This window comes from Terriglobia bacterium (assembly GCA_020073185.1).
Taxonomy (GTDB): Bacteria; Acidobacteriota; Terriglobia; order Terriglobales; family Acidobacteriaceae; genus JAIQGF01.
In genome coordinates this window covers 18,591-41,240 of the sequence record JAIQFT010000027.1, presented here as the reverse complement: position 1 = coordinate 41,240, position 22,650 = coordinate 18,591, and the positions used below count along the sequence as shown (strand labels likewise).

The 22,650-nt window shown below is 60.8% G+C and carries 23 protein-coding genes; 4 read left to right on the top strand and 19 right to left on the bottom strand.

The features are described from left to right. Positions 1 to 354: 354 nt before the first annotated feature. Positions 355 to 741 carry a DoxX family protein gene (locus LAN64_11645; GenBank protein ID MBZ5568492.1) on the top strand — a complete coding sequence of 129 codons (387 nt, stop codon included), beginning with the start codon at positions 355 to 357 and terminating at the stop codon, positions 739 to 741. A gap of 57 nt (positions 742 to 798) precedes the next feature. Here LAN64_11645 and LAN64_11640 read toward each other — a convergent pair whose 3' ends face one another. From LAN64_11640 to ruvX, 12 genes are all read right to left on the bottom strand, one after another. Further along, positions 799 to 2,943, bottom strand: coding sequence for a molybdopterin-dependent oxidoreductase (locus LAN64_11640; protein MBZ5568491.1), 2,145 nt, complete (start codon positions 2,941 to 2,943; stop codon positions 799 to 801). Between the two features lie 39 nt (positions 2,944 to 2,982). Continuing rightward, positions 2,983 to 3,180 (bottom strand): hypothetical protein, encoded by a 198-nt coding sequence (locus LAN64_11635; protein ID MBZ5568490.1) that lies wholly within the window; start codon positions 3,178 to 3,180, stop codon positions 2,983 to 2,985. Positions 3,181 to 3,299: 119 nt separating this feature from the next. Then, positions 3,300 to 3,887: a ribosome recycling factor gene (gene frr, locus LAN64_11630; protein ID MBZ5568489.1), complete on the bottom strand. Its 588-nt coding sequence runs from the start codon at positions 3,885 to 3,887 to the stop codon at positions 3,300 to 3,302. Between the two features lie 53 nt (positions 3,888 to 3,940). After that, positions 3,941 to 4,657, bottom strand: a complete 717-nt coding sequence (gene pyrH / locus LAN64_11625) for a UMP kinase (protein MBZ5568488.1) — start codon at positions 4,655 to 4,657, stop codon at positions 3,941 to 3,943. 138 nt (positions 4,658 to 4,795) lie between these two features. Further along, on the bottom strand, positions 4,796 to 5,464 hold the full coding sequence (gene tsf / locus LAN64_11620) for a translation elongation factor Ts (protein MBZ5568487.1): 669 nt from the start codon (positions 5,462 to 5,464) through the stop codon (positions 4,796 to 4,798). 259 nt (positions 5,465 to 5,723) lie between these two features. Beyond that, entirely contained in the window at positions 5,724 to 6,617 is an 894-nt protein-coding gene (gene rpsB / locus LAN64_11615; protein MBZ5568486.1) for a 30S ribosomal protein S2, read from the bottom strand. Between the two features lie 217 nt (positions 6,618 to 6,834). Continuing rightward, the gene (rpsI, locus tag LAN64_11610; GenBank protein ID MBZ5568485.1) at positions 6,835 to 7,230 is read right to left on the bottom strand and encodes a 30S ribosomal protein S9; all 396 of its coding nucleotides are present in this window, start codon (positions 7,228 to 7,230) and stop codon (positions 6,835 to 6,837) included. Positions 7,231 to 7,323: 93 nt separating this feature from the next. After that, on the bottom strand, positions 7,324 to 7,764 hold the full coding sequence (gene rplM / locus LAN64_11605) for a 50S ribosomal protein L13 (protein ID MBZ5568484.1): 441 nt from the start codon (positions 7,762 to 7,764) through the stop codon (positions 7,324 to 7,326). Between the two features lie 445 nt (positions 7,765 to 8,209). Continuing rightward, positions 8,210 to 9,313, bottom strand: coding sequence for an ABC transporter permease (locus LAN64_11600; GenBank protein MBZ5568483.1), 1,104 nt, complete (start codon positions 9,311 to 9,313; stop codon positions 8,210 to 8,212). A 35-nt stretch (positions 9,314 to 9,348) separates the two neighbouring features. After that, positions 9,349 to 10,281: a hypothetical protein gene (locus tag LAN64_11595; GenBank protein MBZ5568482.1), complete on the bottom strand. Its 933-nt coding sequence runs from the start codon at positions 10,279 to 10,281 to the stop codon at positions 9,349 to 9,351. Positions 10,282 to 10,385: 104 nt separating this feature from the next. Next, positions 10,386 to 11,399, bottom strand: coding sequence for an endolytic transglycosylase MltG (gene mltG, locus LAN64_11590; protein MBZ5568481.1), 1,014 nt, complete (start codon positions 11,397 to 11,399; stop codon positions 10,386 to 10,388). Between the two features lie 178 nt (positions 11,400 to 11,577). Further along, positions 11,578 to 11,952: a Holliday junction resolvase RuvX gene (gene ruvX, locus LAN64_11585; protein MBZ5568480.1), complete on the bottom strand. Its 375-nt coding sequence runs from the start codon at positions 11,950 to 11,952 to the stop codon at positions 11,578 to 11,580. Positions 11,953 to 12,096: 144 nt separating this feature from the next. Here ruvX and LAN64_11580 point away from each other — a divergent pair, with 144 nt between their 5' ends. Then, on the top strand, positions 12,097 to 13,251 hold the full coding sequence (locus LAN64_11580) for an AI-2E family transporter (GenBank protein ID MBZ5568479.1): 1,155 nt from the start codon (positions 12,097 to 12,099) through the stop codon (positions 13,249 to 13,251). A 33-nt stretch (positions 13,252 to 13,284) separates the two neighbouring features. On the opposite strand, the gene LAN64_11575 is transcribed toward LAN64_11580, so the two are convergent. From LAN64_11575 to LAN64_11555, 5 genes are all read right to left on the bottom strand, one after another. After that, a complete protein-coding gene (locus LAN64_11575) occupies positions 13,285 to 14,766 on the bottom strand; it encodes a trehalose-6-phosphate synthase (GenBank protein ID MBZ5568478.1) in 1,482 nt (493 codons plus the stop codon). Positions 14,767 to 14,777: 11 nt separating this feature from the next. Continuing rightward, positions 14,778 to 15,500 carry a trehalose-phosphatase gene (otsB, locus tag LAN64_11570; GenBank protein ID MBZ5568477.1) on the bottom strand — a complete coding sequence of 241 codons (723 nt, stop codon included), beginning with the start codon at positions 15,498 to 15,500 and terminating at the stop codon, positions 14,778 to 14,780. 364 nt (positions 15,501 to 15,864) lie between these two features. Further along, positions 15,865 to 16,515: a response regulator transcription factor gene (locus tag LAN64_11565; protein MBZ5568476.1), complete on the bottom strand. Its 651-nt coding sequence runs from the start codon at positions 16,513 to 16,515 to the stop codon at positions 15,865 to 15,867. After that, entirely contained in the window at positions 16,494 to 17,870 is a 1,377-nt protein-coding gene (locus LAN64_11560; GenBank protein MBZ5568475.1) for a hypothetical protein, read from the bottom strand. The genes LAN64_11565 and LAN64_11560 overlap by 22 nt, the downstream gene beginning before the upstream one ends. A 15-nt stretch (positions 17,871 to 17,885) precedes the next feature. After that, the gene (locus LAN64_11555) at positions 17,886 to 18,344 is read right to left on the bottom strand and encodes a Na+/H+ antiporter NhaA (GenBank protein ID MBZ5568474.1); all 459 of its coding nucleotides are present in this window, start codon (positions 18,342 to 18,344) and stop codon (positions 17,886 to 17,888) included. A 523-nt stretch (positions 18,345 to 18,867) separates the two neighbouring features. On the opposite strand from LAN64_11555, the gene guaB reads away from it, so the two are divergent. Both guaB and LAN64_11545 read left to right on the top strand, forming a co-directional pair. Next, positions 18,868 to 20,376, top strand: coding sequence for an IMP dehydrogenase (guaB, locus tag LAN64_11550; GenBank protein ID MBZ5568473.1), 1,509 nt, complete (start codon positions 18,868 to 18,870; stop codon positions 20,374 to 20,376). Positions 20,377 to 20,407: 31 nt separating this feature from the next. Beyond that, on the top strand, positions 20,408 to 20,920 hold the full coding sequence (locus tag LAN64_11545; protein ID MBZ5568472.1) for a VanZ family protein: 513 nt from the start codon (positions 20,408 to 20,410) through the stop codon (positions 20,918 to 20,920). Positions 20,921 to 21,115: 195 nt separating this feature from the next. Here the strand turns inward: LAN64_11545 and LAN64_11540 are convergent, their stop codons facing one another. Continuing rightward, a complete protein-coding gene (locus tag LAN64_11540; GenBank protein MBZ5568471.1) occupies positions 21,116 to 21,775 on the bottom strand; it encodes a hypothetical protein in 660 nt (219 codons plus the stop codon). 253 nt (positions 21,776 to 22,028) lie between these two features. Next, positions 22,029 to 22,541 carry a 50S ribosomal protein L17 gene (rplQ, locus tag LAN64_11535; protein ID MBZ5568470.1) on the bottom strand — a complete coding sequence of 171 codons (513 nt, stop codon included), beginning with the start codon at positions 22,539 to 22,541 and terminating at the stop codon, positions 22,029 to 22,031. Positions 22,542 to 22,650: the final 109 nt, after the last annotated feature.

The window sequence follows — 22,650 nt, the reverse complement described above, 5'->3', positions numbered from 1 at the left end:
GGGTAAGTGACGCTGCTGCATGACAGACGACGGCCAGAACATGATCCGCAGAATTAAGAATAGTCCGACCTCAATAGCAAGTAGTTGCGGAATCCGCCATTATACAAGTCCTCGCGCATATCCCGTCAAAGTCGCGTCACACGCTGATCCCGCCACACCGGGCGCACATTCTTCAACCCGCGCGGCGCCCGAATCTCTCGTTACGGCACAGCGGTTGAGGTACACACGATGCTTCACTCACTCCAACTCGGACGTCGCAACTCATAACCGAATTTGGCTTGCGCCGGAGACGGAAGCTTGCCACAATCCGCCGCACTTGCGCGGTCGTCCGAACGCGTTCCCCCGAGGTGCCTCATGTTCCACCTGCCGCCTGTTCTTACCGATGCCTCCCTTCTCCTGCTGCGCCTGATGATTGCCGCGGTCTTCTTCTCCAGCGGATGGAGCCACGCCAAGGATCCCGCCGGCCGCAGCCAGAGCATCGGCATGAGCCAAGGATTTACTCTGTTCCTGGGAATTGCCGAGATCGCCGCCAGCCTCGGCGTCGCCTGCGGCGTCCTGACCCAACTCGCTGCCTTGGGTCTCATCCTCGTCATGCTGGGCGCCATTCAGAAGAAGATTATTGTCTGGCACACCGGCTTCTGGGGCAAGAACGGATACGGCTGGCACTACGACCTGATCTTCGTGGTCATGAACCTGGTGGTCATCGCCACCGGCGGCGGCGGCTGGGTACTCCTGGGCTGACGGACGAGCACGTGGAGCAAGACCCGCGGGAGCAGAGGCTCAGCTCTGCGCATACGACTACAGGGCACGCGCGACCTCCACCAGCGTGGAATAGAACGTCGCGCCGCCGCCCATGTCGGTAAGCCGGTCCGAGGTCAGGACGTTGATGTTGCGCGCCTGTTCGGTCAGCTTGGCCCAGTTCAGCCGCGCCGCCACCACGCCCGCGCGGGTCGCGCCGTTCACTCTCGCGCTAAGAAGAATTTCGCCGCGCGAGTTAAACACCCGCACGCGATCGCCGTCCGCGATGCCGCGTGGTTGCGCATCCGCAGCGCTGATCTCCAGCAGGCCGGGATCTTCCATTTTCTGCTGCGCCGGAAGATTGGCGAATGTGGAGTTGAGATAGTTGTCGCACTTGCGAGCGAGCAGTTCGAGGGGGTAGCGCGCGTCTCCCGCGTGACGCGACTCTTTCGGCGGTGTAAACGACACCACCGGATCAAGTCCTTGCGCGGCCAGATCTACGTTGTAGAGGAGCGCCTTGCCGGAACGAGTCGGAAAACCGAGGGCGAAAGGAAGGTAGAATCTCGTGCCGGGAAGGGGGCCTTCGACTCGCCCGCGCAACCCCGGCGCGGGCTCGCCCAGGATAACATCAGTTGAGGGTTCGGGCAGATTCAGACGCACGTGGCGTTCGCGTTCTAGCCGTGCGCGATCAATTCCCGCCAGGTGTGGATGCGGCGACGATAGCGCGAGATCAATCATCTCGTCCACGGATTCGCGGAAGCAGGCATCGTCGAAGCCCATCCGCAGCGCCAGCGCGCGAAATAACTCGACGTTGGAGCGGCACTCACCCAGCGGCTCGATCGCCTGGTTGGATATCTGCACGTAGTAGTGGCCGTATCCGGTCTGCAGGTCCTTGTGCTCGAAAAACGTGGTCGCGGGCAGGATGATGTCGGCGTAATCGGTGGTGTCGGTGAAGAATTGCTCGTGCACCACAGTGAACAGGTCGGGCCGCAGCAGCCCGCGCACCACCGCATTGTGATTGGGCGCGACCGCCGCGGGATTGGAGTTGTAAACAAACAGCGCCTTCACCGGCGGATCGTTCAACTGGTTGAGTACGCGGCCCAACTCTACCATGTTGATGACGCGGGTCGGGCGCGGCATGAGATCCGCTCCCTGCAACGCGTTTTTGTTGAGGTTGTGACCTTCGCTGGTGGAGAGCTGCAGTCCGCCGCCAACTTGCTTCCAAGCGCCGATCAAGCACGGCAGCATGCAGACGGCGCGCACCGCCATGCCGCCGTTCTCGCTGCGCTGGATGCCGTAGTTGAGGCGAATCGCAGCCGGCCGCGTGGCGGCGTAATCGCGCGCCAGCTTCACGATGTCCTCGGCAGAGATTCCGGTCCAGCGCGCCACCCGCTGCGGCGGATATTCCTGCACGCGCGCGCGGAGCTGGTCGAATCCGAAGGCGTGCTGCGCGACGTACGCGGCGTCGTGCAGCCCCTCGTTGATGATGACGTGCATCATGCCGAGGGCGAGCGCAACGTCGGTCCCGGGATTGATCGGCAGATACCAGTCGGCGCAGGCCGCAGTGCGCGTGCGGTACGGATCGATGACCACCAGCCTGGCGCCGTTGCGGCGCGCTTCCTCGATGAACGGCCAGAGGTGGACGTTGTTGCCGTGGATGTTGGCGCCCCAAGCGACGATGTAGCGCGCATGCGCGAACTGCTCGGGCTCGGTGCCGAGCTTGGCGCCGTACACCGATTTGATGCCGACTTCGCCGGCGATGGAGCAGATGGTGCGGTCGAGTTGCGACGCGCCCAGGCGGTGAAAGAAGCGGCGGTCCATGGACGCGCCATTCAGCACCCCCAGAGTTCCGCCGTAGGAATAGGGAAGGATCGCCTCAGCGCCGCATTCGCGGGCGATCTGCTGGAAGCGGGTTGCGATCTCGTGGAGTGCTTCGTCCCAGGAAACGCGCTTAAAGTCCTGCTGGTTGCAGGCGCGCGAGCCTTTGGGCCCGACGCGGCGATAGGGATATAGAACGCGGTCGGGCGAGTAAACGCGGTCGAGATACCGGGCGACCTTGGCGCAGAGAAATCCGCGCGTCACCGGATGATCCGGATCGCCCTGAATGCGCACGGCGCGCCCATCTTCTTCCCTGACGGTGATCAGAACGCCGCAGGCGTCGGGACAGTCATGCGGACAAGCGGCGTGGACGACCTTCGTAGTCATGGGCCGGTGCGACAACCAGCATATCGCGAAGGGACGAAACTAGCGATAGCGCCGTTCGCAAACCGGACAGTGGAGCGCGTAGGGATCGTCTACGAAGTCAACCAGCTCGGTTCCGCAGGCAGGACAAAGTTCCTCCTCTTCGTCGAGCAGGAGATCGGTTTCATCATCCTCTTCGACGGCGACAGCGGAGTTGTTCATGGAGTAGAAGGCGAGCGCGGAGTCGATGTCGTGCCGCATGGCGCACCCCCGATGGGGTCCATTGTCGCGCTTGCGTCAAGTCTGTGCGCGGGTTTTTGTTGTTCCCGGTTTATGGTGAGTTTTGTTTTGGGAAGAAGAAACGGTCGATCGGCCTCGGACTATACGGTCATGACTTCTTTTTCCTTGGACCTGCTCAGTTCTTCCATCTTCTTGATTTCGTCGTCGGTGAGGCGCTGGATTTCGTCGAAGGCGCGGCGCTCGTCGTCTTCGGTGATCTTTTTGTCCTTGAGAATCTTCTTGATGGCGTCGTTGCCGTCGCGGCGAATGTTGCGCACGGCAGTGCGATGTTCCTCCAGGATTTTGTGCAGGTGCTTGACCATTTCGCGGCGGCGCTCCTCGGTGAGCGCAGGCACCGGCACGCGGATGAGCTTGCCGTCATTCATCGGATTGAGACCGAGATCGGCGGAGCGAATGGCCTTCTCGATGCCGCCCAGGGAGCTGGGATCGAAGGGCTGCACGGTGATGAGCTGCGCTTCCGGAGCGTGCACCTGGGCGATCTGGTTGAGCGGCATCACGGAGCCGTAATATTCGACCTGAACACCGTCGAGCATGTGCACGGAGGCGCGGCCGGTGCGGACCGCGGCCAACTCGGTGCGAAAATCCTCAACCGCCTTGTCCATGCGGGTCTTGAGCTGGACGAAAAGTTCCTTGAGCGCGGGATTCGCGGCCATGCTGGGCTGAGGCATATGGTCTCCGATTAGAAGGGGAGATTATAAACGAAGGCTTCGGGCCTCAGGCTTCAGGCGCTAACCAGCGAGCCAATCTTTTCGCCGGTGACGACGCGGCGGATGTTGCCGTCGCGATTGAGGTTGAAAACGATGATGGGGAGGTTGTTATCCTTGCAGAGGCTGATGGCAGTGGCGTCCATCACCTTGAGCCCTTTTTTCAGCACTTCCATGTAGCTGATCTGGTCGAACATCTTGGCGTCTTTGACGACGACGGGATCGGCGTCGTAGATGCCGTCAACCTTGGTGGCCTTGAGGATCACGTCGGCCTTGATTTCCATGGCGCGCAGCGAGGCGGCGGTATCGGTGGAGAAATAAGGATTCCCGGTGCCGGCGCCGAAGATGACGACGCGCTCTTTTTCGAGGTGGCGGATGGCGCGGCGACGAATGAAGGGCTCGGCGACCTCGTGCATTTCGATGGCGGACATGACGCGGCTGTAGACGCCGCGCTTTTCGAGCGCGTCCTGCAAGGCAAGGGCATTGATCATGGTGGCGAGCATGCCCATGTGGTCGGCGGTGACGCGGTCCATTTCGCGGGCCTGCTCGGCAACGCCGCGGAAGAAATTGCCGCCACCGATGACAATGGCGATCTGCACGCCGAGGGAGTGGACGTCCTGGATCTCAGCGGCGATTTCGTGGACGCGAACGGGGTCAACGCCGAAACTCTGATTGGCGGCGAGGGCCTCTCCGGAGAGCTTGAGAAGAATGCGTTTGAAGACTGGTGTGGACATTAGTTTCCAGTTTCTAGTTTCTAGTTTCCAGTTTTTAGTTTCGAGTTGGTTAGCGCTAGTTTCGCACCAATGGTGCAGCCCTGGAAACGAGAAACTTGAAACTGGAAACTAAAAAGGGCGGCCGAAGCCGCCCTCAATCTATTTCGCCTGTTCCTCCGGCGCAGACTCCGCCGGCTTGGTGGAGGCGACGGTGGCGCCAGGATCGCCGACCTTGAAACGGGCAAAGCGGCGGACGGCGATGTTCTCGCCGAGCTTGCCGATCTTGCTCGCAATCAACTGCGAGACGGTGATGGTCTGGTCCTTGATGAAGGGCTGCTCGTAGAGGCAAACCTCCTCGTAGAACTTGCCCATCTTGCCTTCCACGATCTTCTCCACCACGTTGGCGGGCTTGCCGGTAGCGGCGGCCTGGGCGCGGTAGATGTCCTTTTCCTTCTCGAACGCCTCGGGCGTGACGTCTTCCTTGCGAATGAACTTGGGATCGCTGGCGGCGATGTGCATGGCGATGTCGTGCACCAACTCCTTGAAGTCGCCGGTGCGGGCGACGAAGTCGCTCTCGCAGTTGACCTCGACGAGGACGCCGATCTTGCCGCCGGCATGAATGTAGCTGGCGACGGAGCCTTCACTGGTGGCGCGGGCGGCCTTCTTGGCAGCGACGGCCATGCCACGCTTGCGGAGTACGACGATGGCTTGCTCCAGGTCGCCCTTGGATTCGACCAGGGCGTTCTTGCAATCCATCATGGGAGCGCCAGTCTTGTCGCGAAGTTCACGGACCTGTGCAGCGGAAATATTTGCGGCAGTAGTGCTCATCAGAAAAAACCTTTCCTGCAAAGCCGAACAAATTTTGACCCGCGCCGGGATAGCGCGCGGGTCGTCAGGGGCTAAAGCCCCTTTACGATCTCCCGTTTGCAGCACGACTAAAGCCGTGCCCTGATACACGCGTCCTAAAATCGCGGCCGTTCAACAACAGATTCCTTGCGGTTGAAACCCGCTCGGAATGACAACCCTTATTAAGACTCTCTTCGGCACGGCTAAAGCCGTGCCCTTCCCGAACCGGCTTTCCCGGAGCTTACTTGGTATGCGCCTCGGCGTGATGGGCCTCGGGCTCTTCGACCGCAACGTCAACCGGGGCAGGCTGCTTGCGCACGCCGCCGCCGAGCACGTCTTCCATGCTGACCTCCTCGGTGGCGGGCTCGGCAGCGCCTTCGGCCGCAAGCTCACCGGCGGCAGCGGCTTCGGCCTGCTGCGCAGCCTGAACTTCGGCGACCTGCTTGTCGGTCGCGGCCTGGGCACCCTCGACGACGGAATCGGCGACCTTGGAGGCGAACAACCGGATGGCGCGCAGCGCGTCGTCGTTGCCGGGGATGACGTAATCTACTTCGCTGGGATCGCAATTGGTGTCCACGACGGCGACCACGGGGATGCCCAGCTTGCGCGCCTCGCGCACGGCGATCTGCTCCTTGTTGGAGTCAATCACGAAGATGGCGTCGGGCAGGCGCGACAGGTTCTTAATGCCGGCAAGGTTGGCCTGGAGGTGCTTGCGCTCGCGCTCAAGCTGGATAACTTCTTTCTTCGGGAGCAGTTCGTAGCGGCCGTCGGTGGCCATCTCGTCGAGTTCTTTGAGCCGCTTCACCGATTTCTGGACGGTAACCCAGTTGGTGAGCAGGCCGCCCAGCCAGCGCTGGTTGACGTAGTACATGTTGCACCGCTGCGCCTCTTCGGCAATGGCGTCCTGCGCCTGGCGCTTGGTGCCAACGAACAGCAGGATCTTGCCCTCGGCGGCCATGTCCTGCACAAACCTGGACGCCTCCTTGAACATCTTCAGCGTCTTCTGCAGGTCAATAATATAAATGCCGTTGCGCTCGCCGAAGATGAATTCCTTCATCTTGGGGTTCCAGCGCTTGGTCTGGTGCCCGAAGTGAACGCCCGCTTCGAGCAGCTCCTTCATGGTGATGGTAGCCAATCAACCTCCTTATTGGATTGCATCGTGGCGCGGGGCCACGATTACTCCCGTCCCGCCCCAGGTGACGGGCGGGAAATTTGAACAACAAAGTATCAGTTTCAGTTTCAGTTTCGAGTTTCAGCAAGAAACCAGCTCGAAAGTGAAACCTTGATCTTGAGCCACCGTGTTTCGAGCCGCCAGCGTATGCAAAAAACGACACTCGAAACCGAAACTTTCTTTAGCGCTTACTGAACTGAAATCTCTTGCGCGCTCCCTTTTGGCCGTACTTCTTGCGCTCCTTGCCGCGGGAATCGCGCGTGAGGAAGCCCTCGTTCTTGAGACGCGCGCGGAGCTCGGGATTGAACGCAAGTAAGGCGCGGGCGATGCCCATCTTAACCGCGCCGGCCTGGCCACTGACGCCGCCGCCTTGAACGGTGGCGAGGACATTGAAATTGCCGGCGGTCTCGGTAACGACCAGCGGCTGGCGCGCCAGGATGCGCTGTGTCTCGGTGACGAAGTAGCGGTCAAAGGGCAGGTCGTTCACACGGAACTCACCCGTGCCCGGGCGGAGAAAGACGCGGGCGATGCTGGACTTGCGCCGTCCCGTGCCGTAGTACTCAACTGTTTCAGCCATGTTAGCCCTTAGCTCTTAGCCATTAGCTCTTAGCTAATGACTTCCAGCGTTGAATTCCCTTTCAAAAATCGAGCGCGTGTTGCGCTCTGACGTTCACGCTTGCTTGGCGAGCGACAAACCTTCGGGCTTCTGCGCCTGATGAGGATGCTTATCGCCGCGATAAACCTTCAGCTTCTTCGCCATGGAGCGGCCCAACTTGGTCTTGGGCAGCATGCCCTCGATGGCTTCCTGAACGACCCTGTCGGGACGGCGGGCAAAGCGTTGGCGGTATCCCTCTTCCCGCAGCCCGCCGGGGAACCCGGTGTAGTGGCGGTAGACCTTGGATTCGCTCTTCATCCCGGTGAGGCGAACCTTTTCGGCGTTGATGACCACGACGTGATCGCCGGTGTCAATGAAGGGCGTGTAGCGCGGATTTTCCTTGCCCGCGAGGATGGAAGCAACGCGCGTTGCCAGGCGGCCAAGGGTCTGCCCCGCCGCGTCCACGACGTACCATTTGCGCGCAATTTCCCCCTCTTTGGGGAAATAGGTAGACATCAGAAATCTCCCAGAAATAAAAAACGCAAAGAAGACCGCAGGACCATCCCCTCAGAAAGGGATTCCCCAGGCGGGCAACTGCAGCTCTGCCAAAACATAGACTATAGCGGAACGATGGAGGAACGTCAACGAAAGTGGGCGAAAGAGAGTCGCGGGAGAGATTCCCCGCAGCGGCCAGCTCCGAACTGGAACAGGGGTGACGCAAGTAGGCGCTTGGGGCAGGGCGGAGATGATTGACATGCGCACGGATTAGCGTAGTCTGCAGCAGATAAGTTCGTGGGGCCGGAGCGCCGAAGCAGGCAAACCTGGTGCTTTGCCATGACCCCTTTCGGGGGAGTTCCGGCCCCCACGGAAACCCAGCGATTAGCCATCAGTCTGTTTCGTTCTCCCCTTGATTTGAACTTGCCGCTTTCGTATCCGCATTGTCGATCTGTTCCTCCAGGAACTACTCGTAGGCGAGGGCGTCGATGGGATCTTTCTGGGCGGCCTTGTACGCGGGATAGAGAGCGCCAAGAATGGCGCCCACGATGGCGATGATGATGGCGTAACCGATCCAGTTAGTCTGAATGACGACTGGGAGCGTGCGGAAACGGGTGACAATGGCGCGACTGGCGAGGAAGCTAATCATGATGCCGAGGATGGTGCCGAAAATGGCGAGCAGCACGGTTTCACGCAGCACGAGGTTGACGATGTAGAACTTGGAAGCGCCGAGCGACTTCAGAATCCCGATCTCACGGGTGCGTTCCATGACTGCGGCGTACATCGCTTGAAAAATGACAATGAAGCCGATGACCATGGAGACGCCAACCACCACGTCAATGAATTTATTCAGGCCGGGCAGGCTCTCCGGGGTCAGCATGGATAGGTATTCGCGCATGGACCGGACCGTGTACTGCTGCAGGCCGGGAACGGAGCGGATTTCCTGGGCGACGAAGTCGGCGTTGGAAGGATCGTCGGCCTTGACGTAAAAGATGGACGCCTTGTTCTGGGCGCCAAGGAGATCCTGCAGGGTTGAAATCGGGAAAAATTTTCGCGAGCCCTTGCCGTGCTCGACGATGCCGCAGACTTGGAACTCATGGTTGAGAGCGGTGATTGTGCTACCGACGTGCAAGTTCTGGGAAGAGGCAGCGAAGTCGTCCACGATTACGTCGTCGGGCTTGGTGAAAGGACCGCCGGCGATGTAGCGGAAGGGCGAGCCGAGCTGGTTGTAGGTGTCGAGATCGATGCCGGAGAGAACCTCGACGGTACCGGTGGTGCTGAGTTGCATGATGACGGGCGAAACAACCTGCACATGCGGCAGTTTGCGCAAAATGTCGGCCACCCTGATGGGAACGGGAGCGCTGCTGACGCCCATCAGGGCGGAAGCGCCGGGAGGCTGGACCATGACGTCGGCGCCAATGCCCGCCTGACGCTGCTTGGAGTCGTTCAACATTCCGAGGGAGAAACCGACAATAACAAGGATGAGCGTAACTTCGACAGCGATGGCGATGACGCTGATAAGAGAGCGGATCGGGCGGTGCACCAGATTGGCGAGGATCATTCGATTCATGGAGTCAGTCCCGGCTCATGGTACCCGATGCTGGCTCAGCGGGGCTGCGCGCCGCCGTTGTTCGAGGCTGCGGTGGGGGTGGCACGATCGAGTTGAACCAGTTGTGAGCCCGGCGGCTGGTTAAGGACGAATTGGTCATCGCTGAGCGGCTGGTTGGTGGTCAGCTTCTCAATGCTGATAGTCACTGAATATTCTTCCTGCGGACGCCAGATGCGGATCACCGAGGGGAACATCACTCCGCTGTAATCCTTGAAATCAAAGTAGGTAGCATCGGTGGCGAGGTAACCGTTGCGATCGTAGACGCGTTGCCGGACGGGCATCAGGTCGACGCGGCTGACGGTGATCTTGCGCGAAAGGTACCAACCCTGGTCCATGCGGGAGATGACATCAATATTGTAATCGGGTTCGAGCACCTGCTTTTTCGTTTTCGGGTCCTGAATGGTGCGGTTGCTCTGCTCGAGGACCGCGATGTCGTGCGAGGAATCGATGGAGTGGAGGAGCAGCGCGTCGTAGATGTGCTGCGGGCGCAGGTTTTCAAGCGCCTTTGAAGAGGGATGAACGATGTTGTTGCTGCCGACGACGAATTTGTTCTCGGGCGGGATCCAGAGCTTGAAGGTGTCGCCGTCGCTCACCATGTCGAAGGCGCGGTTGCGGACGATGGGCAGGAGGCCGATCATGCGCAGCATGCTGGGCTGGCGCACCAGGATGTAGCCCTTGATCTCCTTGTATTCGGTGATCTTGCCCTTCTTGGAGCCACCGCTGGAAGCGGCGAGGTCCACGGTGGCGTTGAGGGTGCGAATCTTGCCGGCTTGGTCGTCGATGGTGGCGACCAGTTGCTCCAGCGAGGCGGTCTTCAGTGGCTGATTGGAGAGCAGCACCTGGGCGCGATGGGAGCGGAAGAGGCAGCCGGTCAGCGGCAGCGCCAACAAGACTGCGATCAGCACGCGAAGCGGAAAGCGGAGGATCATGGGGACTTCCAGTCCTTCAGTGCTTAGATGAAGAAACCAGTATACGAGAAGCGGAGCGGCGGAAGCTGCGTCGCGCTCCTGGCGAGGAATTTCGTCGTAAGAAGTTAGCGCGATGCCGCTATTGATCGGCGATAGGCGGCGACGTTACGGCTGTGTTGGTCCAGCGTGCGGGCGAAGCGGTGATGCCCGTTACCGTCGCTGACAAAGTAAAGGAAATGGGTGTTGGCGGGGTGAAGGGCTGCCTGCAAGGATGCCCGTCCGGGATTGGCGATCGGACCCGGCGGCATTCCAGGATGGCGATAGGTATTGTAAGCAGAATCGAACTGAAGGTCCGATTGGCGGATTGCGCCGGTGTAACGCCCGGAGACGAGAGCGGCGTAAATCACCGTCGGGTCGGCGGCGAGCGCAATGCGGCTACGCAGGCGGTTGTAGTAGACGCTGGCGACCAAGGGACGCTCCTCGGGCACCGCAGTCTCCCTTTCGATGATGGACGCCATGGTGACGATGGCGTGGAGGTCGGGACATCTGGAGGCGGCGGTCGGTGGCGCTGGAGCATTGGCGTTGACGGCGCAGACCAGGCCAAGCTGCTCGGCTTCGCGGCGGAAACGGTGGACCATGACGCCGATGATGTCGTGCATCGTCTGGGTGCGGGTGAAACCGTAGGTGTCGGGGAATAAGTAGCCTTCCAGCGAGGTGGCGGCAGGATCGAGATCGCGGATGAAAACCACGTCTTCGGCGGCGGCCTTGAGGAAGTCCTGCGCGGACCCGAGTCCAGCGAGCTGCGTGACGGCGGCGATGTCGTAGAGGTTGTAGCCCTCGGGGATGGTGACGGTGTGGACGTAGATGTCGCCGCGGGCGAGACGGTCGTGCACCTGGCGGGCGGTGGCGGGCTGGTCGAATTTGTATTCACCGGCCTTGAGGCTGCGCGCCAGAACGTAGTGCAGCAGCAGAAACGCACGCGCGCTGGGGATGAGGCCGGCGGATTGCAGTGTGCCGGCAATGTGGCGGCTGGACCAGCCCGGGCGGAGAAGGACATACTGCGTGCCCTGGGGCTGGACGGGGAGACAGAGCGCCCATGCAAGCCAAATCGCTGTGCCGAACACGGCAATCAGGAAGATTGTGAACGAGGCGCGAAGCACGGATCTAGTTTAGATGATGCCGGAGCTGTGTTCAGCCGTCATGGTTCAGTCGTCGGGTGTGGGACTTTTGTCATCGGACGGCCTCCAGGGATAAGACTTCGGCGACCATGGCTCTGCCGCAGTGCGGATCCGGCATTAGCGATTGCCAACCAAGGCACTAGGTGCGGGTATGGGCGTCCAGATAGGATTGCAGGATGAGGACGGCGGCCATGCGGTCGACCGCGGCGGCGCGCTTGGCGATGCTGAGCTCGGCTTCGCGCAGGAGGCGGTTAGCCTGCACCGAGGTGAGGCGCTCGTCCCAGAGATGAATGGGAAGCTGAAAGCGCGCGCGAAGCTGATCGGCAAAGGCGCTGACTTTTTCCGCCTGACGGCCCTCCTGGCCGCTCATGCGCAGGGGGAAACCGACCACAATTTCGCGAACATCGTGCTCGCGAATGGCCCGCTGCAAGAGCTCGAAATCAGTGCGCTTGTTCTTGCGGCGGATGGTCTTCAGGCCCTGCGCGGTGATCCCAAGCGGGTCGGAAACAGCCATGCCAATGGTCTTGGAGCCCACATCCAAGGCCAGGATGCGTGCGCGGGGCAGGTGCGCAGGCTGATCCGCCGATGAAGAGGTGGGGTGCTGTTGACCCGACACGGCTATATTATAGGCTTCAGCATCCTAGCAACAGGACAGGGTATGGCAAGCAAGCGTTCGGAGGCGGATCCGGAAGCGCTGCACGACGCGGCGGAGCTGGAGCGGGTGCAGCACGTCACAGGACTTCCGCAACGGCAGGAAGAAGCGGACGAGGTGCACCGGCATATGCGCGCTGGGGCGTCAGCGACGATCCTGCTCGCTGTCCTGGCGATGTTGACGGTGTGTTACTTCGCCGAGCTGCCGATCATCGTCCTGCTGATCTCGATCTTGCTGGCATTCATTCTGGCGCCGTTGGCGGACCTATTGCAGCGCGTCAGGTTGCCCCGATCGCTGGCCGCGCTAATTGCCGTGCTGCTGTTCTTGGCGGTGCTATACGGGATAGGGCAGCTCTCGTATAACCGCGCGGTCGCGTTCAGCCGCGACCTGCCGAAATACTCGAGCAAGATTCGATCCGCAGTAGGCAGAGTGCGACAGCAGGCACAGCAGTTCCAGAAGACGACTTCCTCTGTCCTGCCGGAGCAGGAGGAGAACGGTCCCAGGGTCACAGTGCAGCAGTCGAAGCCCTGGACGGAATACCTGAGCGGCAGCCTGGGGCCAACCATCGAGATCGCGTTCGCCGCCTCGTTCATTCCATTCCTCACATATTTCATGCTGAGCTGGCAGGACCACGTGCGGTCAGCTACGGTGATGCTGTTCCGGATGAAGCACCGCAACACGGCGTACATGACGTTGGGACTGATTTCAGGAATGATCCGGAGCTTTATCGTCGGCAACGTGCTGGTCGGATTGTTTATCGGGGCGATGAGCACGGTGGTGTTTGGCATCATCCACCTGCCGTACTTCTACTTCATCGGTTTCATCAGCGGATTCCTGAGCCTGGTACCGTACTTGGGAGTGCTGCTCGCGGCGGTGCCGCCGCTGATCTCGGGAATTGGCCAGATCCACGGCGGAGGAGTGATCACGATCCTTGTGACCGTGCTCGGACTGCACCTGTTCGCGCTGAACGTCCTTTACCCGAAGTTTCTGGGCAGCCGGCTCCAGTTGAACCCGCTGGCGGTGACACTGTCACTGCTGTTCTGGGGATGGTTGTGGGGGGCGATGGGCTTGGTATTGGCGGTGCCGATCACTGCGGCCATCAAAATCGTGTTCGACCACATCGAGACAATGCGCGGGTATGGATCGTGGCTGGGAGAGTGAGACTTCCGGATCGGTTCCAAGGGAGGACTTAATCTAACCAACCGCCGCGGCCGCGTTCGAGCGCGTGCGGGGCTCGGGCGCACCGGCAAAATGAACCGCAGCAGGACGCGCGACGAGTTTCGGCGGAGTTGCCTGTGCGCAAAAGGAGCGGGACCAGCGGAAAACGTCGTGGCTGCGGATGATGTCGCGCATCGCGTGCATACGGGCGCGCTGCTCCCGGTCATCCATGCGCAACGCACAAAGCAGCGCCTCGGCAACACCGTCGGTGTCATAGGAGTTGACAATCAGGGCCCCACAATTAAGCTCTGCCGCAGCGCCCGCAAACTCGCTGAGGATCAACACTCCTGTTTCGTCCACTCGGCAGGCGCAGAATTCCTTAGCCACGAGGTTCATGCCGTCTTTCAGCGGGGTGACAAGGGCAATATCGGCTGCGCGGTAAAACGCGATCAGCTCCGAACGCGAGAGATGCCGGTACAAGTAGTGGACGGGCACCCATCCCGGAGTAGCGTACTTGCCATTAATCTGGCTGACCCGCCTTTCGATCGCAAGCCTCAGTTGCTGGTATTCGCCGATTTCCTCGCGGCTGGGAACCACGATCTGGATCATCGAGACTCCGCCTTGGCTGCCCGGATTCGTGGCGATGAGCGTCTCAAAAGACTTGAGGCGTTCGAGAATTCCCTTGGTGTAGTCCAGCCGGTCAATGCCGAGGATAATGCGGCTTCCGTTTAGATCACTGCGGATCTGGCCGGCGGCAGCTGCCGTGGCGGGGTCGGCCGAGGCGCCGGCGAATTCCTCGTAATCAATGCTGATGGGATAAGTGCCGACCATGGCGCACTGATTTTCCGAGCGAACCAAAAGTTTACCCGCGACAGCTCGGACGCGAACGTTGCAAAGAAACTGACGGACGCAAGCAACAAAGTTGCGCCGGTCGCGGACCGTTTGGAAACCGATAGTGTTGAACTGCAGCATGGAACGGAGCAGTTCGTTTCGCCAAGGAAGCTTTTCCAGAATGTCGGGGTGGGGGAATGGGATGTGATGAAAATAGCCCATGCGATAACGCGCGCCGCGCGCCCGCAGGCAGCCGGCAAGGATCATGAGGTGGTAATCATGAACCCAGACGAAATCGTCATTTCGCCAGGCGCGCTCGACGGCATCAGCGAATTTCTCATTTACCGTACAATACGAGCCCCAATACGCTGGATCGAAATCGCATCGCGACGGCAGGCCGTGAAATAGCGGCCAGATAATCTGGTTGCAACACCCTTGGTAAAAACAGGTCTTCTCGGCGGCGCTCAACGACAGCGGTTCAAACGAATAATTCGGCCCCGCACATTGCTTGAATGCCCCGGCGATACTCTCGTCCGATGCGGAGCCTGTCCACCCGATCCAACATCCACCGCTCTCGCGAAGGACCGGGAGCAGTGCGGTAACCAATCCTCCGCCGCTGGCGCGCAGCGCGATACCTCCATTCTCTTCCTCGACGCTGAACGGCAGGCGATTGGAAACCACGATCAAACGGCTGCTCCTCACAGCTCACCTCCACAAGCGCGGATCCATTCGGTCAAGAAATGAACCAGTTCTTCAGGCGGCCTGATCCATCTCTGCGCGGCCGAGAAGCGATACTTGGGCCGAACCAGCACGGTCAGGCCGCGGCCGTTCAAGGCACGGAATGCCTCTTCGTCGGTGGCGTCATCGCCCAGATATGCAACCGCCGCCTCAGGATCGTGCTCGGAAAGCAGCGCGAGCACCACGTCTGCCTTGCTGCGAGTGCGCGGGCGGAGTTCCAATCCGCCATCGAATTCCGACAGCAGCAGGTCGACGGATGCGAACGGCGACATGGCGCGGTATGCAGCCGCTTTGACTTCCTCGACTTGCGTTGGATTGAGACCTCTCCAATGGACCGCGATGGCTCCTGGTTTCAGCTCAATCAGCCGATCCAGACCTCCTTCCTCTTGCAGCCAAAGGTCCGCCTTCACGAGCGCGCGTTGCGCGTCGTCGCTCACGTGCCCCACGGAATACTGGCCGTCGGCACGCAGTCGCTCAATACCGTAGGTACCCCAGATTTCCGGGTGGGGATTGAGGCCGAGAAGCGGAGGGATTTCCCGGGCTGCACGACCGCTGATCAAGACCACGGAGGTTCGACACGTGCTCATAATGGAATCAATGAGTTCGGGCACAGTGGGATAGGGGAACGCTTGATGGCGGTTCACCGAGAATGGGGCTATGGTCCCGTCATAATCCAGAAGCAAGACTCGGCTCCTGGCCCCGCACAATTCATCGAAGAACAGATCAGAAGGCGTTCTCCGGAAAACGTCCGTTCGTGGAGCAGCAGCGGTGCTCATCGTTCCTCCTACTCTGCCAATCCGTACTGCGTGGGAGAGCGGTCGTGTTCCTGAACGCCGGGCCAGGGGAGAGCCACGAGCGGAGGTTAGCGCGCACACCAAACATCAGCTTCAGCTTCGGCGCCGGAACACGGCCGCGGGTCCAGTCTGCGGCAATGCCAGGTTCGACACTCGCTTTCGACACGAACAGTATGGGTTCGCCGGGCGGCCGGAGAAATACAGCCGGTAGGGTATTAGCCGCACAAAAGAGGGGTATTTGCCGCGAAGTTATTCAGGAGATTATCTTTTTTCGCACCGCATAGAGGACGATGTCGGCGGAACTGTGGAGATTGAGCTTCTGCATTATGTGGGTGCGGTGGGTCTCGACGGTGTACGTGCTGAGGTCAAGCGTGGTCGCGACCTCTTTGTTGGACTTGCCCTCGGCCAGTAGTTGCAGGATCTCCTTCTCCCGGTCGGTGAGCAGGTCATAGGAATCCTGCAGCCCGCGTTGCTGTAGCTGGCGCATGTAATCTTCCAGCAGCGTGTTGGCAATAGTCGGGCTGAAAAATACTTTACCCTGCGCCACAGCCTGGACCGCGCGATAGAGATCCAAGTCGGCAGTTTCCTTCAGCAAGTACCCTTTCACTCCAGCCGTCAGGGCGCGCGTCAGATAGCTTTCATCGGAGTGCATGCTGAGGATGATCACCCTGAGCTCGGGGCTCCGCTTAATCATTTGGGCCGCGGCATCGATGCCGTTGAGATTCGGCATGGCGATATCCATGATGACCACCGCCGGCCCAAGTTCTTCCGCCATGCGGACGGCTTCCCGTCCATCGCTGGCTTCGCCCACTACCTCGAATTCCTCCCGCTGCTCCAGTTGCAGCCGCAGGCCCTTCCTCACGATGCCGTGGTCGTCGGCAATCAGGATGCGGATTTTGCCCATGTCGCCTCTCCACGCTTGACGGGGATCTGAACGCGCAGGGTCGTCCCCTTGCCTAGCTGAGAAATGATCCCGAGTGTTCCCTCTAATTCTTGCACTCGCTCCTCGATGCCCAACAACCCCAATCCCCCGACTCGCGAAGCCGCATTAAATCCCACTCCGTCGTCCTGAATGAGGGCTTCGACCGACTTGTCGCGGCCATGCACCGAAACCAAAACATTCTTGGCTTTGGCGTGCTTGGCACAATTCGTCAGAGCTTCCTGGACCACCCGATAAATGCACGTACGGTGAGTTTCAGGCAGGTCGTCAACAGTCCCGTCCACGGTAACCACCGCCGGCACTCCTGTATGCCGGGAAAATTCGCGGCCTTGCCATTCCAGGGCGGGCGCCAGGCCGAGATCGTCAAGCATTGAGGGGCGGAGCCCCATCGCCAGGTCGCGGATGGCACGCATGGCGTCCGTGTTCAAGCGCTTGGCATCGTCAATGCGAGCGTGGAACGCGTCTTTGTCGGAACCCCTGACCGAGTTCAAGTTCGCCAATTCAATTCCTAGTGCGGTCAACATCTGCCCCACTTCATCGTGCAATTCACGCGAAAGCGATTTTCTCTCCACCTCCTGTGCTTGCACGAGACGGCGCGACAGACGACGCAAGTTGGTTTCGGCTTCTTCGATTCGCCGCGTCTGTTCATCGTGCCGTCGCTCGAGAATCGCCACGCGATACGTGGTTACCAGCGCGACCGCCGTGCCGAGACTCAGTGAAAATCCCATCATCTTGAGCAGGAACCGGTTCAGCACCTCCTGGCTCTGCCGGATTCGTTGACGTTCCCGGTCGAGGTTTTCCTTGTTTAGCTTCGCCACTTCGCGGGCCAAGTCCATGACGGCCTTTCGCCGTGGCAGCACTTTGTGCCGCAGAAATGACCAACTCAACGCGGCTTTGTCCTGCGGAGTCCATTCGAAAATTGGATCCAAAGAATCCCAATAGGCCTGCACTTCCGTTTGCAGTCGGGACAGTCCACGGCTGTCACTCTCGCCCATGCGCTGCGCCAGCAAGTCCAAGCGTTGTTGCAGCGAGTTACGAATCTCAAGCAGTTGCTGGCGGTGCTGCGGAGCGCTCTGCGGCGAAGGATCCAGAAGATAATCACGCACCAGGATGTCGGCAAGATACATGTCGGCGGAGATGTCGCGCCGGAACGCCTCCGCCTCAAGATAGGTCTGCTGCGTCGATTCCATCTCGTTGTAGATCGCGCGAGCGCGCCGGATCGCGCCAAAGCCAAGGACCGCGATGAGAATGATCAACGTGCCAAATCCTGCCGCGAGGATGTAGGACGAGCGTGACTTGATGTCGATTAGGAAGCGCATATAGACATTCTCCTCCTAAACCGCCGCCTCCCGTCTCTCAATGTCGCCCTGCGGCGGTCGTACGGTTGCGAACCGCAGCACGAGATATCCACCAAGTCCGGCAACCACTGAGGCGGCGAGAATTCCCACCTTCGCGCGTGCGACGATCGCTGCATCCGCGAAAGCGAGATCGCCGGTAAACAGCGACGCAGTAAAACCAAGCCCGCCCAGGATTCCGACGCCGACCAACTGCGACCAGCGCACGCCAGTCAACGGGCGCGCCAGCCCTAAACGTACGGCAAGAAAACCAAACAACACAATGCCGAGCGGTTTCCCCATCGTCAGTCCGACGAAGATACCCATGCTGGCGGCACTCGTCACCGTCTGCTGAATCGTTTGAATACTCAACCTGACGCCCGCATTGGCTAGCGCGAACGGCGGGAGAACGAAACGTTGCCCCGCCGCGGGTACCGCTTCATAGGAACGGTGGCCCAATCGGAGCCGGGAGCGTCGGCGCGGGGCGAAGCCCCGGTCCCGGAAACAGCGCAAGCAGTTTCTCCTCCGGCGCCAACGCCGGGCGTGCAGGACGCGCGCAAGCCTCCAGCATCGCTCAGCAGTACGCGCAGATGGGCGAGATCGAGAAAGCGTTTGACTGGCTCGATGCCGCGCGCACGAACAACGCTCACGGTCGCTCCTGTATCCGCAGACCGACCCGCAATTCGACTCGCTACGCTCCGACCCGCGCTATGCGGCGTTGTCGGGGAAGATCGGCTTGCCACCCTTGGCTCCCAGCTCGCACAACTGAGCACCAGGAACGATGCGACCGCAGGTAGTTCCGATCATGGCTGAGTCGCAACCCGGAAACAATTCACCGGGGCGAGAAAAGCCTGCTCACCAGATACGGCATACGCGGAGCGCCGGATGTTTAGATTGCCGCGCCGATCCGCGCGCCTCCGGGCTGTGAACTGCTAGAACTTTCTGCTGCTACAATGACGAACAGTCCATTGCGAGTGAAGAAATGATCCATTTTCCCGTCCCCGAGGCACTGACGTTTGACGACGTTTTGCTGGTGCCGGCGCGCAGCGATGTGATACCCGCGTCGGTAAACACGCAGACGCGCGTCACCCGCAACATCACGCTGAACATCCCGATCATCAGCGCCGCCATGGACACCGTGACCGAGGCGCAGATGGCGATTGCCATGGCGCAGCAGGGCGGCATGGGCATCGTCCACCGCAGCATGACCATCGAGCAGCAGGCCGGCGAAGTGGACAAGGCGAAGCGCTCGGAGAGCGGCATGATCGTGGACCCGATCACCATGTCGCCCGACGACAAGGTCAGCGACGCCCTCAAGGTGATGGAGCGTTACCGCATCTCGGGCGTGCCGATCACGAAGAACAAGAAGTTGGTCGGCATTCTCACCAACCGCGATCTGCGCTTCGAGACGCGCACCGACGTCCCCATCAGCAAAGTCATGACCAAGGAAAACCTGATCACCGTGCCGGTCGGGACCACGCTGGAGCAGGCGGAGCAGATCCTGCACAAGCACCGCGTCGAGAAGCTGCTGGTGGTGGACGACAAGTACACGCTCAAGGGACTGATCACGGTCAAGGACATCCAGAAGAAGCTGAAGTATCCCTACGCGGCGAAAGACCAGCAGGGACGGTTGCGGGTGGGCGCGGCCATCGGCGCCACCGGCGACTACCTGGAGCGGGCGCAGGAGTTGGCGCGGGCCAAGGTGGACGTGATCGCCATCGACAGCGCGCACGGCCACTCGACGCGCGTGCTGGAGGCGATCCGGACGGTGAAGGCGCGGCTACCCGAGGTGGAGCTGATCGCCGGCAATGTCGGAACGTTTGACGGGGCCTGCGAAGTGGCGCGCTCGGGAGCCGACGCGGTGAAGGTCGGCATCGGGCCGGGCTCGATCTGCACCACGCGCATCGTCACCGGCGCAGGCGTGCCGCAGATTACCGCCATCGCGGAGGCGTTCCGCGCGGTGCGCGACGCGCAGATACCGGTGATTGCCGATGGCGGCATCAAGTATTCCGGCGACGTGACCAAGGCCCTGGCGGCGGGCGCTAACGTGTGCATGATCGGGTCGCTGTTTGCCGGGACCGACGAAAGCCCGGGCGAAACCATTCTCTACCAGGGACGGACGTTCAAGGCGTATCGCGGCATGGGATCGCTGGCGGCGATGTCGGGCGGAAGCGGCGAGCGCTACTTCCAGGAGTCCAGCAACGGGGATTCGTCGGTGGGGGTTAGCCGCGACGACGGCGAGGGCAACCGTCTGGCGAAGCTGGTGCCGGAAGGCATCGAGGGACGGGTGCCGTTTCGCGGGCCGCTGTCCATGATCATTTTTCAACTGGTTGGCGGGCTGCGGTCGGGCATGGGCTACACCGGCTGCGGCTCCGTTCCCGAGTTGCAGCAGAAGGCGCGCTTCGTGCGCATCAGCGCGGCCGGCATGAGAGAGAGCCACGTGCACGACGTGACGATTACACGCGAGGCGCCGAATTATCGCGTGGAATAGCTACTAGCTTTTAGCAATTAGCAATTAGCTAATGCCCAGCACATCCGACGCTGTTCGCCGAGCCTGGGCGCCTGCCCTGCTGTGGCTGGCCGTGATCGCGTGGGAGTCCACGCCGTACGCCTCGTCGGACGATACTGGAGACGTTTTTTCTTCCATCATCGGTTTTTTCGATCTGCACATCGCACTTGCACAACTTCAACTCATCAATGAGGTGGCGCGGAAAGCAGGGCATTTCGCCGGTTATGCCATTCTCAGTCTGCTTATGCTGCGGGCGTGGTGGACAACCCTGATGCTGCCGCGCTGGGCAAAGCAGTTGCCGTCATGGAAGGCGATGCTGCGTTCCTGGAGCGCGCGCGCGGCGGCGATCGCGCTGGCGTCAACCGTTGTGGTGGCGGCGCTCGACGAATGGCACCAGACCATGCTTCCCGAGCGAACCGGAACCATGCGCGACGTCGCGTTGGACGCGATGGCGGCGGCGTGCGTGCAGTTGTTACTGATCGCGGTGAGCGATGCGCGAGGGAAGTTTTTAGCGATTAGGAATTAGCGATTAGCTGGTTCTCGGTTGCCGGTTATCGGTTTTCGGTAATCTCGATTGGCTAATTGCAGATTGCCAATTGCTGCTTTTCCGCAGCTTCGGCGCAGCCAGCACCCACACCGCAGAGATCGCAGAAATCACAGGCTACGACAAAGCGCGTTCGAGGGAGAACGCGGTTTGTCACCAGTCGAGATCCGATGCTAGTTAAAAGCCGCTGGGCGGCGCGGGCGGAGGGCCGTGCTTGCCGCCGCGGCCTCTCCACATCTCCTTGCGTTGCTGCTGCTGCTCGGGCGTGAGCACGGCATCAATCTGCGATTTCGTGCTCTGGCGGATGTCGCGCACCTTGGCCTGCTTCTGCTCCGGCGTCAGCGAGCTGTCCAGGCGCACTGCCTGGACCTGCTGGCGCTGAGACTGGAGGAGCGGCTCGATCTTGGACCTCTGGTCGGAGGTGAGGTTGAGGCGCGCGAACGGGCCCATACCACCGCCCATGCGTTCGTGATGTGCGCGCATCTGCTGCAGTTGCTGCTGCTGTTCGGCGGTCAGCACCGCCGTGACTTGCTGGTGGGTGGATTCGCGGAGCTGGCGGAACTTATCTTGCTTCTCCTGCGGCGTCAGCGAGCTGTCCTGCCGAATGGACAGGGCCTGCGTGCGCTGGGTCTGGAAGAGGCCCTGGATCTGGGCCTTCTGCTGGTCAGTGAGGTTGAGCTGCTGTGCCATGTGCTCGAAGCCGCGCTGGCTCATGGCACCCATGCGATGCGGACCAGGGGCGTTATCGGCTGGCGGCGTCGTGGTTTGTGCCGACAGAGCGGCGGCGAGAAGGGTGGTCAACAACAGGGCGATAGAAATTCGGGTAAATGCCCGCATAATTACGCTCTCCTTCGATTCAGGTGTTAGTCATAAAAACGGTTGCCGGCGAGGAAAGTTGCGAAGGGAGTTTGAGTTTCAGTTTCGGTTTCAGAATGGGAATGCAGTAGTTGGGGGCCGAAGGCTGGTAGCCGCGTTCGAGGGCGCCCGCGGCATCGAGAGTTTCGGCAAGGAAAGCCCGGCCCCGGCGAGGCGCCGGGGCCTACTAAACAACAAAAACTGGCACGGGAGTCGGATTAGAGGATTGGTTCCTCTACTCTTTTTCGCCCTTGGTTTCGGGTTTGGGTTCGGGTTCGGCCGAGGCTTCCGGGGCGGCCTGGGCTTCGGCTTCTTCCATCGCCTTCTTGGCTTCCTCGCGGCGCTTGGCACGGGCTTCGGCGCGCTTGTGCTGCTTCTCGGCAATGGCTTTCTCGCTGCCGAGCAGCTCGACAAAGGCCTTTTCGGCGCCGTCGCCCTTCTGCCAACCGGTGCGGATGATGCGCAGATAGCCCCCGTTGCGGTCGCCCATGCGGGGCGCGACGGTGTCGAAGAGCTTGTCGACGGCGGCGCGCGTCATCAGGTAGGAGGCGGCGAGGCGGCGGGCGGCGACGTCGCCACGCTTGCCGAGGGTGATCATCTTCTCGACGTGCGGGCGCATGGCCTTGGCCTTGGGTTCGGTGGTTTGGATACGCTCTTCGAGAATGAGCGAAGTGACCAGGTTGCGCAGCAGGGCGCGACGGTGGCTGGTGTTACGGCCGAGTTTCTTGCCAGCTTTTAAGTGACGCATGGTTTCAATCCTTATTCATGGCCCCGTGCCAATCCGGTGATCTGGCCATCGGGTGATCGGGTGATCGAATTCCGGTGTTCAAATCACCAGATCATCCGATCACCCGATA

Excerpts from the sequence above, each read along its gene's own strand:
- LAN64_11645 (MBZ5568492.1), top strand. The coding sequence starts at position 355 with ATGTTCCACCTGCCGCCTGTTCTTACCGATGCCTCCCTTCTCCTGCTG.
- LAN64_11640 (MBZ5568491.1), bottom strand. The coding sequence starts at position 2,943 with ATGACTACGAAGGTCGTCCACGCCGCTTGTCCGCATGACTGTCCCGAC.
- LAN64_11635 (MBZ5568490.1), bottom strand. The coding sequence starts at position 3,180 with ATGCGGCACGACATCGACTCCGCGCTCGCCTTCTACTCCATGAACAAC.
- frr (MBZ5568489.1), bottom strand. The coding sequence starts at position 3,887 with ATGCCTCAGCCCAGCATGGCCGCGAATCCCGCGCTCAAGGAACTTTTC.
- pyrH (MBZ5568488.1), bottom strand. The coding sequence starts at position 4,657 with ATGTCCACACCAGTCTTCAAACGCATTCTTCTCAAGCTCTCCGGAGAG.
- tsf (MBZ5568487.1), bottom strand. The coding sequence starts at position 5,464 with ATGAGCACTACTGCCGCAAATATTTCCGCTGCACAGGTCCGTGAACTT.
- rpsI (MBZ5568485.1), bottom strand. The coding sequence starts at position 7,230 with ATGGCTGAAACAGTTGAGTACTACGGCACGGGACGGCGCAAGTCCAGC.
- rplM (MBZ5568484.1), bottom strand. The coding sequence starts at position 7,764 with ATGTCTACCTATTTCCCCAAAGAGGGGGAAATTGCGCGCAAATGGTAC.
- LAN64_11600 (MBZ5568483.1), bottom strand. The coding sequence starts at position 9,313 with ATGAATCGAATGATCCTCGCCAATCTGGTGCACCGCCCGATCCGCTCT.
- LAN64_11595 (MBZ5568482.1), bottom strand. The coding sequence starts at position 10,281 with ATGATCCTCCGCTTTCCGCTTCGCGTGCTGATCGCAGTCTTGTTGGCG.
- ruvX (MBZ5568480.1), bottom strand. The coding sequence starts at position 11,952 with ATGGCTGTTTCCGACCCGCTTGGGATCACCGCGCAGGGCCTGAAGACC.
- LAN64_11580 (MBZ5568479.1), top strand. The coding sequence starts at position 12,097 with ATGGCAAGCAAGCGTTCGGAGGCGGATCCGGAAGCGCTGCACGACGCG.
- LAN64_11565 (MBZ5568476.1), bottom strand. The coding sequence starts at position 16,515 with ATGGGCAAAATCCGCATCCTGATTGCCGACGACCACGGCATCGTGAGG.
- LAN64_11560 (MBZ5568475.1), bottom strand. The coding sequence starts at position 17,870 with ATGCGCTTCCTAATCGACATCAAGTCACGCTCGTCCTACATCCTCGCG.
- guaB (MBZ5568473.1), top strand. The coding sequence starts at position 18,868 with ATGATCCATTTTCCCGTCCCCGAGGCACTGACGTTTGACGACGTTTTG.
- LAN64_11545 (MBZ5568472.1), top strand. The coding sequence starts at position 20,408 with ATGCCCAGCACATCCGACGCTGTTCGCCGAGCCTGGGCGCCTGCCCTG.
- LAN64_11540 (MBZ5568471.1), bottom strand. The coding sequence starts at position 21,775 with ATGCGGGCATTTACCCGAATTTCTATCGCCCTGTTGTTGACCACCCTT.
- rplQ (MBZ5568470.1), bottom strand. The coding sequence starts at position 22,541 with ATGCGTCACTTAAAAGCTGGCAAGAAACTCGGCCGTAACACCAGCCAC.